Below are 16,391 nucleotides of genomic sequence, written 5' to 3' on the forward strand. Positions count from 1 at the left end.
TTACCCTTTGTCGGGCGCATCAGGCCAGTTCACCTTCTCTTCTACTCCCGTGCTCACCCTGTAAACTTCAGCTAAGTGTTTTTTCCAGTCATTGAGTTTTTGCTTTTCTTCTTCATTTAGACCGTAAACATCCTGCACTACAGTCAGCATGCGTATTTCTGTATCAGCCCTTTCTAACAGCGCATTCTTTATCGACTGGTTTTCCTCAATGGTTCTGCCTTCCTGTTCAGGGATATCAACCCAGGCTGGCAAGCCATCTTTTCCTGGCCCGCGTTGTTTACCTTCCGGAGGTTGACTGATAAATTTGAGCCACATTTCATCTGAAACTGGTATAATATCTTCCCGCCACGTGCCAGACTTCTTGTAGGCCGTCTCCTCATCCAGTAAATAAAAGGCATCAACTTGAGCACTGTAACCAAATCGCATGATTAACACCCCATAGCCAGCCAGTAGAATGAAGATTCACCTTTCCCTGCGTTTAATGTAAATTGAAATCTATCAACGTTATCAACATACGTATTATCTTTACTCATTCCGTGCTTGCCGGCTTGCGTTATTAAAACAATCAAACACCGGGAAGGGAAAGTAATATAATATTTTACAATACCGTCTTTTGGGCGACTGGTATGCCCACCTTGAATCATAAATTTGCTTTCCGGGTCTTTCCAGACTAAACGCGAACGATGTTCACCAACAAATCCAGCTGAACGTTTAATTATCCATTCTTGTAAACTTCCTTCCCAGGTCTTGCCATAAATGCCGCCTTCAGTCGTAATTTCTGCATCTCCAATCTTGAATACACTGTCCGTACTCAGCGAGCCTTCAATTTTAAGTGGCCCTTTTACTTTGCCACCGCTGACAGGGATGTAGCGACGATCCAGCTCATCCCAGTCATTTTTCTGCTGGCTATTACACAGGATCCACGCATTCAGGGCCGCGTTCCACTCGATTTCATTTTGCTGGCAGACGCTGAGGCTGCCCTTATCGAGTTCTTTGGGTGTATGGTCATAGATTGGGTATGAAGGAAGATCGCCGACACGAAGTTCGCAGGTCCCGGTGTTCGTTGAGGGTGTGCGGAAAAAAAGACGCATACCATCTGTCAGTTTTGTGACCGGTGGCTGACAGACCAGATGATAGTTATCGCCCTGACTTTCAGCTTTGCCCCTGTTAAGATGCCCCTGCTGTACAGCTGCGATAAAGCCATCCTCAGGCAGAAAAGGCGCACCCGGCATCATGAAAATACTGGCCTTCGTAATGGTTTTCATGCCCGCCGTCACCGTTATTACCCAGGCTGCAACATAGCCTGCATCCGGCGTAGGCGTGATCTGTGAACCTGTCAGTGAAGCCTCCCCGGCTTTCAATTCCAGGCGACAGACGCCTGATCGTTTACCCGGCTGAGCCATGCCTGAGTTACCTAGCCCGCTGAACGCCTCCGCGGGGTTTGCCGCGTTGTAGTAAGGCATGATGATTTCTTCAGCGTCTACATCCTCATACTTTACCTGTACCAGATAATTTATGCTTTGCCCTGCTGTTGCAGGGGCACTCAGTCTGAAAGACGTTGATGTGCAGATCAGCCCTTGTTTAAGGATAAGCTGTGACGTGTCAGCCGGAAGTGATGAATAAGGTGTGTTATCCGGATGCTCTAAACTGTAAATCTGACCTGGCCCGACAATAACGCTCAGGGATGCCGGGCTGTCGGGTGTGCAGCTCAGACCATACAGGCAGGTCTCTGAACCCAGTACCGCCATGGCAAGCCTGGCCAGGCCTGTCATGGCGAATTTATTGGTGTTGAGAAGGTCGGTTTCGAGTGGAATGGCACCCGGATAAACAATCTGACGATCCATATATTTCTCCATAAAAAAGGCCACCCGCAGGGTAGCCAGAGTGTGACCGAAATCAGGGGTTCGGCAGTCAGTGAATGCGGACCCAGACAATCGTACCTTCCATTTTCACGGCCGCGACTGCTGCATAAATCTGTTTATCCGTCACGCGGCGTGCAGACATGTTTGCAGAAACATACTCTTCGTCCGGAGCAGTGCTGTATACGGATGTGGGGACATCGCTGTCAGTCATCCGTGCATTATCCTTGCCTTTAGGACGACGGACCTCCACAAAGGCCTGATAAGGCAGATTAAAAGATCCATATCTCCCGGCAGCGCCATAGCCGATTGCCGGTCCGCCATAAGCCCCCGTATCTGCAGGGCGCAGGGTCTCAAAAACAACCGGTCTATTCCCGGTCAGAGCTTCAAGAATGTCGATGATCCCCTGTCGGGTGCCCCGTTCCCGAAGCAGACAGGTTCTGATCTGAATCCTCAACTGCTCGTCCGACATCCCAGCTGGCCTGATAAGGTTGTTACCAAAGAAGTCATACGCGGCAATGTCCAGCCAGCCACGGGTGGCTGTTGCGAGACGTGTCTGAGAACGTGCATAGAGATAGAGTGTGTAGCACCAGGCCAGTGATTTCGCGCATGCTGTCAGCGCGCCGTGCAGAACCGGACTTTCGTCAGCAAACCAGCCAGCAGGAAGGAGGGTATGAAGCCGGGTGTAAAAATCATGTTGATCGCCTATGGCCATTCAGCTCACCACGACGTTTTGGGGACGAATTACCTCTTTATGAGATGCAGCCATATCGGCGGTGCCGCCATTCAGTGTCAGGGATGAAACATTGGTCACCAGCTGACTGACGCCGTATGCCACTTTAATCAACTGGGTATAAGACAGCAGTTGTCCCAGAACAAGGCTGTCGATGTACTGCTTAATAGCCGTTCTGACCTGCATGACGATTTGGTCATGATCAGCCATATCATCAGTGGTGATCACCATAATGACATCAGCCTGGATCACCACTGGGCGAAAGACACCAAAAGAAATGGTAAATCCCCTTACTTCATCAATAGCCGCATAGGCTCGCTGGAGAAACTCTGAGCTTGGGGTGCTGCTGCCGTCATCCACCACGGCATAAAAGTAGCCCGGCTGTTTCGGGCCATTCCATGAGAAATTTTCTGTCAGGGTGTAACTCACGCCATTCTGAAGATTGCTGATGGCAAAGCCGATGGCCGCTCGTGTGGCTTTAGACAGGGAGGCGATCCACAACACAAATCTCGCCCGGTAGCCGTCATCCCCCTCTGCATTCTTGCCGTTAACAAACGCGGTATTGTTGGTTACAGTGTCCACGTAAAGGATTGCGCCTGAAATGATCGTAACCGTGCCCGGCTGTGCGTTACCTGCTGCGCCTGCCCTTTTCGCCTGCACCGGAACCACCAGGGAAATTGCGCCCGCCGCGATGACATACCCTGACTGAACAGGGTCCCAGGCACTCATGGTCTTATCTTCAATAACGGCGTAATGCTGGGTACCGTCAGTTGTGGTGACCTGCGCCCCAAGCGGGATGAGCGCCTGACTCGTTGCAGTAAATCGACTGAAAGTGACCTGCCCGACCGCCTGGACTGCTGAGAGACGCGGAAAGCTGAAGTCGGCCATCCAGCTGTCAAGATCTTCGCCGGAGCATGTTGCAGCACGGGTCGTCACCAGCAGCTTCACAATCAGCTGCTGAATCCACATGGCCACTCCCGCATTCGACTCCGCCAGCGATCGGAGAATACTGCCGATAGAAAAATCCACCAGCTTCAGTGCCCTGGCCTGAATAGCGGTGACCTGCTCGCTCACAAGTTCACTAAATGATTTGATATTGAGGGATGCCATTGCTTACCTCGTGACATCGAAATGGAGGGTTTCCGGGGAGCGGGTCATTGCATCCGTGTAGGACACTGAAACACTGATGCCCCCCTCAATACGCGTCAGTTTCACAACGGGCGGCGGATGGCTGGAGACAGCCTCTTCCAGCAGCATCTGGCCGCTGATGAGGGATTTCCATTCACCCGGCCTGACGGCTTCACCAATTTTCTTTCCCAGCCCGGCACCGTATTCCGGATGAAAAACGTAGTCGCCAGGATTGGTCAATAGCCGCCGCAGAATACGTTGTTTCACGCGATCGCTTGCGGATGCTGTGCGTAAGTCGCCAGTGGAAGAGGCGTCGAGGTCTCCGCCGGTGAAGTGATAGAGGTCGTGCATGATTTAATCCTGCAGCGTGGCTGTGAATTGCTGTTGCGGTGGGTTGGTAAAGTTGCCCTGACCTTTTTCGAGATGCGTGTGACCGCTATAAACAGTACGGATACGATGAACCGGACCGTAGCGGCCATTGTGGTCGCTGATATCTTTCGCGACAGTGAGATTCTCATCGATGCACACGTCACCACCGGTAAAATGGTGTGCAGGCGCGTTGTAAGTGAGTTTTTCCTTCGCCGACAGGAGGACTTCCCCGTTGTTGAGAAACTTCAGCAGCGTACCGCTCTGATGCACCAGCCAGAATTCGCCGGAGGGTGGCCCCGGACAGCGGTCAGCGTCGTTGTAAAACTGCCCTTCAGACATCCCTGCGCCAGGCAGGCCGGAATCAAATCCTACCTCCGCCACAGCGCCGATCATCGGTCCTGCAGCCAGTCCCCAGCCGTTACCCGCCCAGGGCGTACTGAGGGGGATCCACCCCGTTTCCTCTCCGGTTGGCTGGAGCTGAACTTTTACCGCATAGCTAACCGGATCGTAGGCTGTAATAATGCCCTGACGGATGCTGTTTTTGCCGGCCAGGCTCTGACGGGCCGTCGCCGCCATACTGTTAATAAGTACCTTCACCGTGTAACTTCCAGAGCGGAACTGTGGTTTTTGCCGGATATCATCATTCTGTAACCTGAATCCGTACTTAGCGTGCGACGCACCCGATCGCAGAAATAGTGCTGATCAAAGAGGCTCTGAGTGCCCTCGATGCGCACTGACGTTTCAGGCATAAGCAGGTTGTCACCTGCCAATGAGCAGCTGAACGTCATCTCATGCTGAATGATCTGCCGGTAAAGTGACTGAGCCAGGGCGCGTGCAGCATCGGGTGTCAGTCCGTTACGGATCACCCGATAGACCTGCCTGTCCGGTGTGGATTTACCGGGTCCGGTCCCCCCGGCCCGGGCCGGGTAGGTGGCAGTAAACTGTCTGTTTTTAAGCTTTGCATTCCAGCTCAGCACTTCCACCGTAACGCCTTTTGAAATCGTCAGCGCCCGTGCAAAAGTCAGGTCGCTGGAGACATTGCACCGGGGAAAGGCCTGCTCACCGGGCGGCTCCCAGCGGATTACATAGTCATTCCCACAGGCAGAGGCGCGTCCGTGGCCGAAATGAAGGCTGCCACCCTCCACATAAACCGAAAAGTTTTCGATGGCCGCCAGGCTTGTGATCAGATCCCATTCCGTCTGTTCACCGGTCAGATGCGCGGTGTCAATCTGGTAGTATTCGCCGACGCGCTGTGTCGTTGCAGTGACAACCGGTGTCAGGCCGTGACGCTGCGCCAGCATGGTGGCGATCTGTGAACTGGTGAGATTTTTAAAGCTTTCACCCGTCGTCTTCGCGTCAATCAGCTTTGCGGTGAAATCACGTCCCTCTGCTGAAATCTCAAAACGCCCCGGTTCGTATTGCCAGGTATCGATATTGCCTGTGATGTGCTTCTTTTCGTGAACCCCTGCCTGAGTCATAACTGCAATGAACAGCTCGACCGTGATGGTGGTCTGTACCGCCCACCAGTTAAGCAACTGCATGCCAGGAGGAAGCGCTGAAATCGCCAGCGTAAGCTCAAATGTTCCGGCACCGCGAAAGGCATTATTCTCAACGCTGAACGAGACAAAAGGCACTTCTGAACCGTTTAAAAGACAACGCCCGCTGACGTGGCGGGCGCTGGATTCTGTGAGGGGGTTGATGACGTCCATCGTTAACTCGCCGGGCTGGTGGGTATTTTCAGGGTATGAATGCCCCGAAGCTGCGGATCGGTCAGATCATTTGCATCGGCAATGCTTGTCCATAAGGAGGCATCGCCATACTGTTCTGACGCCACCTGATACAGATTGCCTCCGGACAACGTTACCGCCTTCACGCCACTGGCAGCCTGCCCTGCATTAACATTTTTGTTCAGCCTGCCCAGCACTTCCTGAAGGCGATACAGGGCCGGAATGCGGGTCGCATGGTCTGACTGAGTGAGCAGATTACTGACAGTTTTTGAAATGGGGTTATCGGGAACCAATCCGCCCAGAGTAGTGATCTCAACGGCTGCGGCTTCCAGCAGTGCGAGCTCATGCTGAATGATGTTGCGGGCAGCAATAATGGGCCTGACAACAGCCTGAATCTGAACGACGGTAGCATGCGCAAAGTCCGTTACCTGTCTGACCGCCTGATGCAGATTTCTGACGGCCTGCGTGACGGCATCAACGTTGATGATATTGGCTAAGCCCAGCGCACGGCCCAGGTCACTGTCTATCAATCTCCGCAGGGCACCGGTCAGGACATCCACCTTCTCCGGCGAGCCCTCATTACAGATAACTGCCACTTCAATGGAATAGGGACGACGCCAGATGAATTCATACACCGGACTAAAAGCCGTAATCACCACAGTGAAACGGTAATTATCCAGCGTAAGCACAACCGGATGCCCGGCATCCCGCATACGCTCCAGCGCACTGACGCGGTCGCCAGCCTGTGGACCCGTGATAATGCCCGACCAGTTCAGAGGCTCGTATTCCGTGCCCAGCACGTCGATAATACGCCGACCACCAATCATCTGGTGCTGTACTGTTTTTTGCCTGCCGCGGATGGATACCTGTTCAGGGACTTCAAACTCCATGAATTCGAAGTCGCCTAACATCAGGCGCGTAACAGTCGGTTCGATACCCTGCGCGAACTGCGCCAGTGAATTGAGAAATGACATACAGGATGAGCCTGTTTCAGAGGGGGACTTACGGTAATGAGGAAGCTACTGACGGGTATTTGCGAAAATCGATGCCATAGACAGGCGGGTCAGCAGACTGATAAAAAAAGATACCCGGGCCTCCAATTCATTGCAAAGTGATGGGCCTACTCCTGAGCCTGCTCAGCCTGAGATTTCTTCTTTTTCAGAACAGCCAGCTGTTTCTCGTCCTTTGCCGCGGCCTGGGCCTTGTTGACGGCATCTTCAAGCGCTTCATAACTTACTTCACCCGGCAATACCCTGTTCCCGATGATGGTCGTCGGCGTACCTGTATAATGAAGCCTTCTCATCAATTCTTTATTCACCTCGATAATATTCTGTGTATTGAGCGGATACGTGCTGGCTGAAATTCCGGCAGCATGCAGGGCTGAATAGATACGCAATCCATCATCCAGACCGCTGTATGACATCAGTGCGTGATGAAAAGCATGGAATTTTTCAGGATGCTCTATCCAGACGGCAAGCGCCATGCGTGTGACAGCGGTTGACGCTTCCGGGCCGTATGAAATCAGTTTGTAGGTGATGGCTGTCTGAGGATAGGCCTTTAAAAGCCTCTCCAGGTTGGTGTCCAGACGTCTGCAGTGAATACAGTCGTAATTCACAAAAGTGACAATTTTCAGTACTGGCTGCTCTGAACCGACGACAGGAGAAAGCGGATCGTTAAGCAATTTTATGCGGGTAATCGCATCGATCTGCGACAATGGCTGAGTCTGTTCTGACGTAATGTAAGTGCTGACCTGATGATGCGTGACCGCTGCTGGTGCAGGCCATGCGCCGATGAGCATCAGCATGAACAGGTATTCATTGAGCATATCGGGACTCCACGGGCAATTTCACAGAAACCGCGGATAGCGGCAGTGAATGAGGTCTTCAGTGAACTCAGCATGCCGGGAATGGCTTTCAGAATTCTGAAAACTGGAACTTCTGAAAATATTTATTGAGACAGAGTCAAACAGTCACTGCTGGTAGCCAGACTTATGAGAGGTTGCCTGCCTGACCGGGATAAACCATCAGCATCGACGGGTCAAAAGCGCTGGTTGAGGCTGGCGCTCTGGCTACCTGCTTACTGATGCCACTCATGACGGTGGCCACCAGCACCTGCCGGCCTTCATGTGTCATCATAAGATTGACGGGCTGACCGGCATGGCTCTGGGGCACTGGCGGTATCGGTGGATAGCGACCGGTTTTACGGTAAGCCTGTTCCCGCACATGCTGCCTGTCGAAATCTGACTGTGACGGCATCCAGGGCTTATAGGCAACACCGTTGTCACGCGCATTCTGACGGGCAAGTCTGTCACGCTCTGCCATTTCCCGGCTGTGCGATACTGTGCTTCCCGGATACAGGGCCGCCAGCGTTACGGCAGAGATAATACCCGGCAGACCGGTAAGCGCGGCAGTGAGCCCGGTCAGACCCGTGGTGGCACTTCTTCCAATCAGCAGGTCAATGCCCCACCCCGCCAGTTTAAGCGGTGTCAGCAATGCGCCCGCTGCATGTTTAATCAACCAGAATCCCCCGCTGATACCAGCAAGGCTGGTGACAGCCAGTGCAGCCTTTCCGGCAAACTTCGCCATCTCCGGATGCCGGTGCGCAATGTCTGCCATCTGCTGGAGAGAATGCGTCAGACTGTCCAGTCCCTGCGTGAAGGTGTCCAGCAGGCCGCCATCCCTGCCCATCACCAGCTGTAGGTTCTGCCATTTCTTATGGAAGTCGATTTTCTTGCCGTTATAGGTGCTGCCAACCGCGCCATAGGCGTCATCAAGCCCGCGCGCGATGCCATAGGCGTCGATACGGTGATGGATGGTCTCAAGCTGTTTGTCGATGAGGTTAAACATCTTGCCGCCGGTCCGCCCGAATATCAGGGCATTCTCACGCTGCTTCTGTTCTTCAGTGTAATGATTACGGCGATAGATAGGCAGGATGGCATTTTCATAGTATTCAACCGGCGACTGGCTGAAGAGCTGAGCGTTGATAAGTGGATTGCCCCGGAAACGCTTCACGCCCCCCAGGCTGTTAAGCTCAATTTTGCTGGCATCCCATATGCCCATTTTTATGAGGTCATGCGTGACCTGATTCGGCAGTCTGATAATGCCGTTTAACCGGTTGTAAGCGGTCATCAGCGCATCACCCGCTGAGCTGCCCTTAAGCTCGCCGATAATCGGCTCAAGCTCGGCAAACAACGCTTTATTGCTCAGGCCGAACGCAGCAGTGCCGGCTTTGGCCATAAACTGACGGTACTGGGTGAAATCGACATTGCCCCCGGAGGACTGGATTGCGCGGAAGGCAGCGTCCATCAGTTGATTAAACCGCTCAGGGCTTTTCAGGCCGCCCGCGGTCTCGGTAAAGCGCAGCATATCCATCTGCTTCGCAACCGTGGCTTCACGCTGGTGCTCATCCAGTCCGCGGGAGGCGAAGGTGATACGCGCCAGCACGGGGGCTGCCAGTTTCGCCGCGCGCAGCTGCTCCTCCACAGACTTCATGCCGGACTCGCTGAATACCCCCTGCGCCTCGACCAGATACTTCAGCATGTCAGTGGCTGATGAACCACGGACCCGCGTGGTTTCGGCGAAACGCTGTGCCTCCTCTGTTGCAGCCTGACTCATACCGAACTGTCTGAACTTCTCAGTCATGGTCTGGTACCTGGCAGCCTCGTCAACAAATCCCTTCAGCATCCTGAAGCCCAGATAGCCGGTGGCCAGATTGGTCATACCGTCTGAATATGAGCCTCCGCCTGGTGGCCGGCCATTACCACCGCCGTGGCCAGAGCCGCCATCACCCCATCCACCAGGAGGGACGCCGTTATTCCAGCCATGCCACCAGCGACTGTTTCCTGCTGGAGGAGGCAGCGCAGGTCCTCCGCCATTGTTCCCATATCCACCGCTGCCGCCTGCAGCCGCGGCACCCACAGCCAGAACGGGCAGCGTCATTGCTGCACCGAAGCTGCCCGCCAGCAGTGGCACATTACGGGAGGCCCGGTTGATGCGCTGTGTCTGGTCAGCAATCTCGCGGATGGCACCGGCATACTCACTCGCGCCTCGTGACGCACCAGAGAACTCATTATTGAGGGAGCGATTGAGTGCCCGCAGCGCAGATGTCGCCTCACGGGCCGCACGGGTCAGCGCTTTAATGTTCCTGGTGATGGTGACGAACTTCTTATTCAGTTCAATCGCATCACGGCTCACCTGCAGCAGGTTGCGCGTAATCTGGTCATCCAGCGCCAGCCGCACGGCTACGCGGTAAGCCTGAACATCCATGGGATCCTCGTTTTAGGGATGTAAAAAAACCCAGCCAAGGCTGGGTTTAATTTAGGATAAAATAATCATAAAAGAGTAAATGATTACATTAGATTCAGTACGTTATGGCTTTATCAGATGTGCCAGCATCTAAGCAACCGTATTAAGTAGCTAAATTAATATCGCTGCCGCAGTGCTTACATTTTATGGCTTCTGGTTTAATCATCTCAGCACAATAGGGACATTTAACTAAACCTTCACTTATCTGATCCATTTCGATTAACTTATGGTCTTTTCGAATGCAGAGCGAATGAATTAACGCAATTATAAAAAACAAAGCGCCATACAGCCACCAGCCAAAGAATGACCGCCCTTTACTGCTTGCTATAGCAGCAGGAATACAGCCTATCAATGCACACAAAATCAGCAATTCCATATCCCTATCCCCATTAAAAGTATTCAGATAAATCCTAAAGGCAATCTGATATAAAGGGAAGCAAATCTACCACTCTGTGAAACAGGGATCGTCCTCTATCGACTAAGCTCTTCCCTGGTAAATGTGATCAAACCTTTGTTGTAATCCAGATTATGTATACAGGTTTTTAAGTCATGGCTAATCATGTCATTCTTCCTTACCAAGTCTGCCGGCTCAGACTCATCAAACATCTTCATAAGGGCTGAGGAAGTATCATTAACACAATTGAGCTGTTGCTTAGCATAAAAGGCATTGTGGAACGTTAGTCCCATCATAGAAGTCGGAATATAAACTCCTGTAACTACAGTTATGAACATCAGAACTAATCTTAGTTTAATCGGTATCATCACATCCTCCCTTTCTATAAGAGAGAACGGTCACAATACTGATAAATTTAGCTAGATTACAATTATTTACGTTATGGAAGGCTATGTGCCAGAAACATGCCTAAGCGACCCCTTTCAAGGATCGAAATATGCATAGCAATGCTGAATTTTAACCTTAAACTGACGATAACTGGCTTCAGAGTCGACCTCAGGAACATATGGCTATGGATAAGCTCTCCCGGTTATTTGAAAAATCCCGAGATGTTCAGTCGTTTTATAAGCGAACTACTGACGCTCAACTCAATTTTATCGCTGCAAGATGCAATCGAGACGAAGTTGCGGCTATCCACATCAGGCTGAAGCAATTCCGCTCTAAACTAGCAGTTTGCCCGGAATGGGACGGTGACACTCAAGACCAGATATGGGATGCGATCGAGACACATAAACGTCTGCTTGTGCAGATTGATTTGCTAAAGAAGCCATAAACAGTGCTCATTCACACTGAATAATTAAGGCTGAGTGCCGATACTAAAGGCATGCAAGTCAAGGAGAACGCTCAATGGAACAACCAAACCCTCTCGCAGCACTGTCCTTAATCATCTGGTTTTTTATGTTTATACCCTGCTTTCGCATGGCTCAGAAAGCTGGGTTTGGCTGGAAAATGGCGTTACTGCTCTCCTGTCCGGGCATACATTTCGTCATGCTCTACGTCTTCGCTTACAAGAAGTGGCCTAATGCGCCGTATCGATAAGCACTGATCGTTTTTTTGGTTTCCGGTTGAGTGCCGTTCAGAAAGAAAAACCCGCTGGAGCGGGTTATTTGAGTTCATTATTTATGATTTTAAAGTGCTCATAAAATATGCATTATCAATTCAAGAAGCGGATCTTAATTTTCAGAGATTTAAAGACTACTCTTTAATTATTGTCTCTAAATTCTTGGGCAACACGAGAAAGATAGCTCATAACATCATGTTGGCGGGCCATCTCGTGCGCATTTGGATGCATTATCGCGATTAAAGAATATCGGTCTTCATAAAGCTCGCCCTGAACATAGACTAAACATGCATCCTGTTCAGGATGATCACGTTTACAAACCCTGTCATTTTGGGGGCGATTTTTTGGAAACGAGTTTGGGGGAAGACACAAGTGAATGTGCATAAGACCTGAACGGAATGCACTATGAGGCTGAGTGTAAGCTACATCTCTGCCAAAATAGTTAGGCAATTCACCAGTGGCCTTATACCTTTTAAAATCCTGTAATATTGAAGTCTCTAACTCAGGGAACCTTAAAAAAACTTCTGAGAAGAAATTTTCTTTAGTATTTGGATTTATTGAGACTTCAATATGATTCACGTGTTTTTAGCCTTAATGAAAATTAATTTCTTTCATTTTGGCTGTAGTTAGAGATGCTAACTCTTTAATCGCCATAAGATCAGTTCCAGATTGGAACTCTACAGCATCCCGCATTAAATTCTTCGAGAAACTGTTTAAACGCGTAGCAGAAGAGCGAGCTTTAGCAATATGACGCCAATATACTTTCAATTCCGTAGCCACAAACTTAGGCAACTCGTTGGAGGCTATAGTTTTTTTTATGTCTTCTTCAAAAGCTCTTAAAAACATCTCACAAGCCTCGGTAGTCTCCAGACCGTTTTCCAAAACGTACTGTTTTGCAGATTCTGAATCCAATTCGACAAGCCGGATGTAATAATCGTCCATTGTGTTGGTAAGCTGACTAAGCGCCTTCTTACCTTCTTCTACGCTACGCGCGTAATCATCAAGCGAAGGGACGCCATTAACTGAGTCAGCCATGATAGGTGCGGGATGGGCTATAAAATCCTGAGCCATAGCAGCAGGTTGAGCCAATGGCCCACACAAAGCAGCGAATGTAATGGCATTAAAGGGATTCATAACAACCTCAATAGACATCTAAAAATTACTGATAACTTGTGTTATCGGTACGAAGTCTAATACCTTTACTCATATTTGAGCAATCTTAAAACCAACATGATCGAAGCACGTTCGCCGAAGTTTTAAAAGGTCAAAATGCACGTTTGCCGAAGTTAGCAGCAGATTGCTTATATAGTAATTAACGATGTCGTCATGATCGAGTTGCATGTATCTTTATCACACAATGTTAAAGGCCGGATGAATAGCACTTTTTGTTACGGACTTGGTTAAAAAGAGAGTGAATTCATTCAAATGTACGCGTACTATCCGCCGCCACTCATATTACATCACACAAACCAACATTACCCACCTAAAAAATCACTGAAAAAACATTGATATACAGAAAACACATAAAATTGGATTTTATAGAGTTCAAACACAGTACAGCAGAGTTCAGAAGTAAGTGATTGAGCCCTTGAATGCCCATTTAGAGAAGGGTGCAAGATGCAAGGACGTCATGGAAACAGTTACTAAGCACTTCATGCCTTCACAAGGATAGACTCTAAGCTTTTCAGTTCATTAATAAGCCTTAAAGCTTTGTGATATGGCCATCCCAACTGACTCCATCAGCGGGTCAATCTTCCTCAAATATGCTGGTCCAATGAAAGGCCGCGGCGGTATGTGTTCAGTGCCGACCTCCTGCCATAGCCCGATTTCACTTTTGGTCCCAACGATGGCTGCCAGACCCACTACCTCACTTTGGATGGAATCTCTGAGCTCGCCTGAGCGCAGCAGCGGCTCGTCTTCGGAGTAACCCTGACGTATACGGTCGGCTTTGGTGGATTCGGCCAGCGGTGCCCAAGGCTCAAAGGGCCCGTAAGCGGGCTGGTACACGCCGATTTCTTCCTTCGCTGTTTCCTCAATCTCTTTAACGATGACGCGGAAACCCGACTCCAGCCCGGTAGATATACTGGCTGATGCAGATGACATCTCTCGCGCAAATTGCTCAAGGTCCACTAATTACCTTCCTCCCACCTTCGTGTGTGCCAGTTATAAGAGCCGCCCTCAAGCTCTCCGATGACGACACACATGGCAATTCGCTCATGGGGCATCAGCTCTGTAAGGTCAGGGAAAATCACGCTGAACGGAACCCCGGCTTTCATCAGCCAGCACTGGTTTATAAACCCGGGGTTCTGCGCTAGTTTTTTGCTGCGGTCTCCGTGGCCTCATCTTCGTCGTCTTTCGACCTTGCACGAAGGAAGGCACTCACCGCTTTAAGCCCGTTTTTGCCCAGGATGGCAAGCATGCTTTCAATCTGTTTCGGGTTCTGCGGTAGCGGGTATTCCTCGCCATCAATATCAGCTACGGCCGCAGCCGGGAAGGCATACATGTTCATGTACATCACGTTGATGGCCATTTCCGGGCCCACCGCAACCGTCAGCCGGGATTCCTGCACCGGATCGAGCTCACGCAGGGTAATAATGCGACCACTGGCATCCCGGACCTGGTCTGATCTCACTGGCGATTTCGCTACTGCGGGCGGCGTTTCATGCACTCTGACCTGCACCATTGATTACTCCTTAGTTCACTTTTTTACGGCGGTTCGCCGTCCATGACAGGGTCTGGTTCACTGTCTTTTCCCCCTGCTTGTTGCCGGCATCGGTGAGGTGAAACGACACGCCCTCATACCGATACACACTGACAGTGCCGTTGGCTTCGGTAATGGTTTCAGTAATGGTGCCGCGGGGCTGATCGATGCCGTTGTAATAGTTGTCTTCCCATTTCGCCCAGAAATCATCGAGAGTGGCATCCATTCGCTCTGCAGCGATGGTGCCGTTCCAGCCGACGGGGATCTGCAGCTCGTCGGTAATGCCATTGAGCGGTGTGATTTTATGGGTTGAGACCTGCGGCTTTGAGTCAAAACTCATGATTTTGGGAATGCGCAGTTTCCCCGTGGGAGTATTGATATCGACAGCAATATCACGCCCGACGGTGTAGCCCAGGGTTGGCATGGTTCATCTCCGGAATGAGTAATGAGGCAGGATTCAGCGCGACAGGCTGTCCGAAACGGAGATGGACACGCTGCCACCTCCTTCCAGGTTAACCAGGAAATAGCGGACCACGTTTAGGTACTTCACCTGCACATCGGCTGTCATATAGCCAAGTGCGACACGGTCATCCGGATTGTTGCCGGCATCAACTCGCACAGCAAAGGCTGGTCCGCCATTCGGATCGCCAATCATCTTCAGCATCTCAAGATTCGACAGGAAAGCTTCCAGGGTGCTTTTAGTCTCCCGGCGCAGCTCCGTGGTCTGGTTGTCACCCACTACGCTGCCGAAGCTCGCCGCAATGGTCAGCGACAGGAAGTTGGTCATGCGGGTGTAGGTGTCATCGTTCTGGGTCGGATTTGATGACGTATTACGCCCGGAGCGCATGCCAAAGTAATTGCCGCCCGGACAGGGATTGGTGATGACATCAAGACGTGCTGAGTTGATGGCACCGATTTCCGCTACCGAGTAAGGTCGCCCGGCCAGCTGGCGCTCGGTTGCGATGATGCCAGGGATGCGTTTGTTCAGGGTGGAGATATGAGGTGATCGGGCTGCAATATTCGCCGCTTCGAACGTGGCGGGCGCAATCATGCGGTTGATACCGTTTGCGGTATCCTTCCAGAATGGCCAGTCACCGACAATCAGCTTAAAATGCCAGTCATCCACACCTGAACTGTTGAGAGTCTCTGACACCGCTTTATATCCGGCTGAAGCCGGACCCTGCGCGATGACATACGCGCCTTCGGAGCGGGCAAACGCTGCCATGGCAGGCCAGCAATCTTTCTTGGTGAGATCAACCAGGTTGATGACCTGTGAATTAGTGCCACGCAGAGCGTACATGCCTTTACGGGTTCCCTCGATGCTATCCGTACCGAGAAGAACTGTATCAGTGATCTCAGTAGCGCCATCGGTACCACCATTAAGAGTGACTTCTGTTGCCGCAGCCTGCGCAGCGGATTCAGGCGTAGTTACAGTCGCGTGAACAAGCTGGCTCGGCCCCCGGATGTTCAGCTGGCCGTGATTCACTGCATCTGCCATCGCCTTCCAGAGCGTATCCCCTCCGCCCTGCAGGTTGTCAAAGACTTCAGCACTCACACCCGGCAGACTGATGGTCAGCTTTTTTGAGTTAGCTGCGGTACCGCTGCCGATACCTGCAATAATCTGGTTTCCCCGCGTCCCGCTGTATAGCGCCGTAAGCAGCAGTGCTGATTTGCCGCCATTTTCAAAGAGTTTTCCACTGGCGGTCTTGTCCTCACCGTTTGTCACACGCACACAGTTCAGGTTTGATGCCCCGAGCTGAAGTGAAATGGCAGCCGCCGTTGCAAGATCGTATTTTCGGTCTTTTGGCGCGCCCAGAAAGAACGCTAAATCGTTATCCGAACTGATACGAAAGGCGCTGTTAACCGGCCCCCAGCCTGCAACACCCACCAGCCCCAGCCCATCGGTGGGAACGCCATTGATGTAGCGCGCTCGGGGTGGCACAACCTGGACATACAAATCCGGAGCGGTTAATGCAGACGTGTTTAGGTCGCCGGCTGGATATATCGGCATGACAAGTAACTCCCTGAGGATGTGGTGAGCAGAACGGAACAGCCA

Annotated in this window: 19 protein-coding genes; 2 read left to right on the plus strand and 17 right to left on the minus strand. The window is 51.4% G+C overall.

The features are described 5' to 3' along the window. The 11 genes from NP77_RS22655 to NP77_RS23130 form a co-directional block, all read right to left on the minus strand. Positions 1-426: a tail assembly chaperone gene (locus NP77_RS22655; RefSeq protein ID WP_052250681.1), complete on the minus strand. Its 426-nt coding sequence runs from the start codon at positions 424-426 to the stop codon at positions 1-3. A gap of 2 nt (positions 427-428) precedes the next feature. Beyond that, entirely contained in the window at positions 429-1,844 is a 1,416-nt protein-coding gene (locus tag NP77_RS22660) for a hypothetical protein (RefSeq protein ID WP_052250682.1), read from the minus strand. Between the two features lie 67 nt (positions 1,845-1,911). Further along, complete coding sequence (locus tag NP77_RS20865; RefSeq protein WP_039661508.1) at positions 1,912-2,574, minus strand: hypothetical protein; 663 nt, start codon at positions 2,572-2,574, stop codon at positions 1,912-1,914. Then, on the minus strand, positions 2,575-3,702 hold the full coding sequence (locus NP77_RS20870) for a baseplate J/gp47 family protein (protein WP_039661509.1): 1,128 nt from the start codon (positions 3,700-3,702) through the stop codon (positions 2,575-2,577). Between the two features lie 3 nt (positions 3,703-3,705). Continuing rightward, on the minus strand, positions 3,706-4,071 hold the full coding sequence (locus tag NP77_RS20875) for a phage tail protein (protein ID WP_039661511.1): 366 nt from the start codon (positions 4,069-4,071) through the stop codon (positions 3,706-3,708). A gap of 3 nt (positions 4,072-4,074) precedes the next feature. Beyond that, a complete protein-coding gene (locus NP77_RS20880) occupies positions 4,075-4,686 on the minus strand; it encodes a phage baseplate assembly protein V (RefSeq protein ID WP_039661513.1) in 612 nt (203 codons plus the stop codon). Continuing rightward, on the minus strand, positions 4,683-5,798 hold the full coding sequence (locus tag NP77_RS20885; protein WP_039661516.1) for a phage late control D family protein: 1,116 nt from the start codon (positions 5,796-5,798) through the stop codon (positions 4,683-4,685). The genes NP77_RS20880 and NP77_RS20885 overlap by 4 nt, the downstream gene beginning before the upstream one ends. Before the next feature lie 2 nt (positions 5,799-5,800). Continuing rightward, on the minus strand, positions 5,801-6,790 hold the full coding sequence (locus tag NP77_RS20890) for a hypothetical protein (RefSeq protein ID WP_039661517.1): 990 nt from the start codon (positions 6,788-6,790) through the stop codon (positions 5,801-5,803). Between the two features lie 146 nt (positions 6,791-6,936). Beyond that, the gene (locus NP77_RS20895; protein ID WP_197066379.1) at positions 6,937-7,620 is read right to left on the minus strand and encodes a thioredoxin domain-containing protein; all 684 of its coding nucleotides are present in this window, start codon (positions 7,618-7,620) and stop codon (positions 6,937-6,939) included. A gap of 184 nt (positions 7,621-7,804) precedes the next feature. Continuing rightward, entirely contained in the window at positions 7,805-10,081 is a 2,277-nt protein-coding gene (locus NP77_RS20900; protein WP_039661522.1) for a hypothetical protein, read from the minus strand. Positions 10,082-10,223: 142 nt separating this feature from the next. Continuing rightward, positions 10,224-10,496 (minus strand): zinc ribbon domain-containing protein, encoded by a 273-nt coding sequence (locus NP77_RS23130; protein ID WP_072040379.1) that lies wholly within the window; start codon positions 10,494-10,496, stop codon positions 10,224-10,226. A 589-nt stretch (positions 10,497-11,085) separates the two neighbouring features. On the opposite strand from NP77_RS23130, the gene NP77_RS20910 reads away from it, so the two are divergent. Together NP77_RS20910 and NP77_RS20915 are read left to right on the plus strand one after the other, a co-directional pair. Next, on the plus strand, positions 11,086-11,346 hold the full coding sequence (locus tag NP77_RS20910; RefSeq protein ID WP_156137315.1) for a hypothetical protein: 261 nt from the start codon (positions 11,086-11,088) through the stop codon (positions 11,344-11,346). 74 nt (positions 11,347-11,420) lie between these two features. After that, positions 11,421-11,612 carry a hypothetical protein gene (locus tag NP77_RS20915; protein ID WP_039661529.1) on the plus strand — a complete coding sequence of 64 codons (192 nt, stop codon included), beginning with the start codon at positions 11,421-11,423 and terminating at the stop codon, positions 11,610-11,612. Positions 11,613-11,775: 163 nt separating this feature from the next. Here the strand turns inward: NP77_RS20915 and NP77_RS23135 are convergent, their stop codons facing one another. From NP77_RS23135 to NP77_RS20940, 6 genes are all read right to left on the minus strand, one after another. After that, positions 11,776-12,213 carry a type II toxin-antitoxin system YafO family toxin gene (locus NP77_RS23135; RefSeq protein WP_072040380.1) on the minus strand — a complete coding sequence of 146 codons (438 nt, stop codon included), beginning with the start codon at positions 12,211-12,213 and terminating at the stop codon, positions 11,776-11,778. Between the two features lie 12 nt (positions 12,214-12,225). Further along, positions 12,226-12,768, minus strand: a complete 543-nt coding sequence (locus tag NP77_RS20920) for a hypothetical protein (RefSeq protein ID WP_039661853.1) — start codon at positions 12,766-12,768, stop codon at positions 12,226-12,228. Positions 12,769-13,326: 558 nt separating this feature from the next. Beyond that, positions 13,327-13,764 carry a hypothetical protein gene (locus tag NP77_RS20925; RefSeq protein ID WP_039661532.1) on the minus strand — a complete coding sequence of 146 codons (438 nt, stop codon included), beginning with the start codon at positions 13,762-13,764 and terminating at the stop codon, positions 13,327-13,329. Positions 13,765-13,945: 181 nt separating this feature from the next. Then, positions 13,946-14,317 carry a hypothetical protein gene (locus NP77_RS20930; protein ID WP_039661534.1) on the minus strand — a complete coding sequence of 124 codons (372 nt, stop codon included), beginning with the start codon at positions 14,315-14,317 and terminating at the stop codon, positions 13,946-13,948. Positions 14,318-14,327: 10 nt separating this feature from the next. Next, positions 14,328-14,759, minus strand: a complete 432-nt coding sequence (locus NP77_RS20935; protein WP_033780351.1) for a hypothetical protein — start codon at positions 14,757-14,759, stop codon at positions 14,328-14,330. Between the two features lie 33 nt (positions 14,760-14,792). Next, positions 14,793-16,346, minus strand: coding sequence for a tail protein (locus NP77_RS20940; protein WP_039661537.1), 1,554 nt, complete (start codon positions 16,344-16,346; stop codon positions 14,793-14,795). Between the last annotated feature and the right edge of the window lie 45 nt (positions 16,347-16,391).

It is taken from the genome of Pantoea sp. MBLJ3 (genome assembly GCF_000816655.1).
GTDB lineage: Bacteria > Pseudomonadota > Gammaproteobacteria > Enterobacterales > Enterobacteriaceae > Pantoea > Pantoea eucalypti.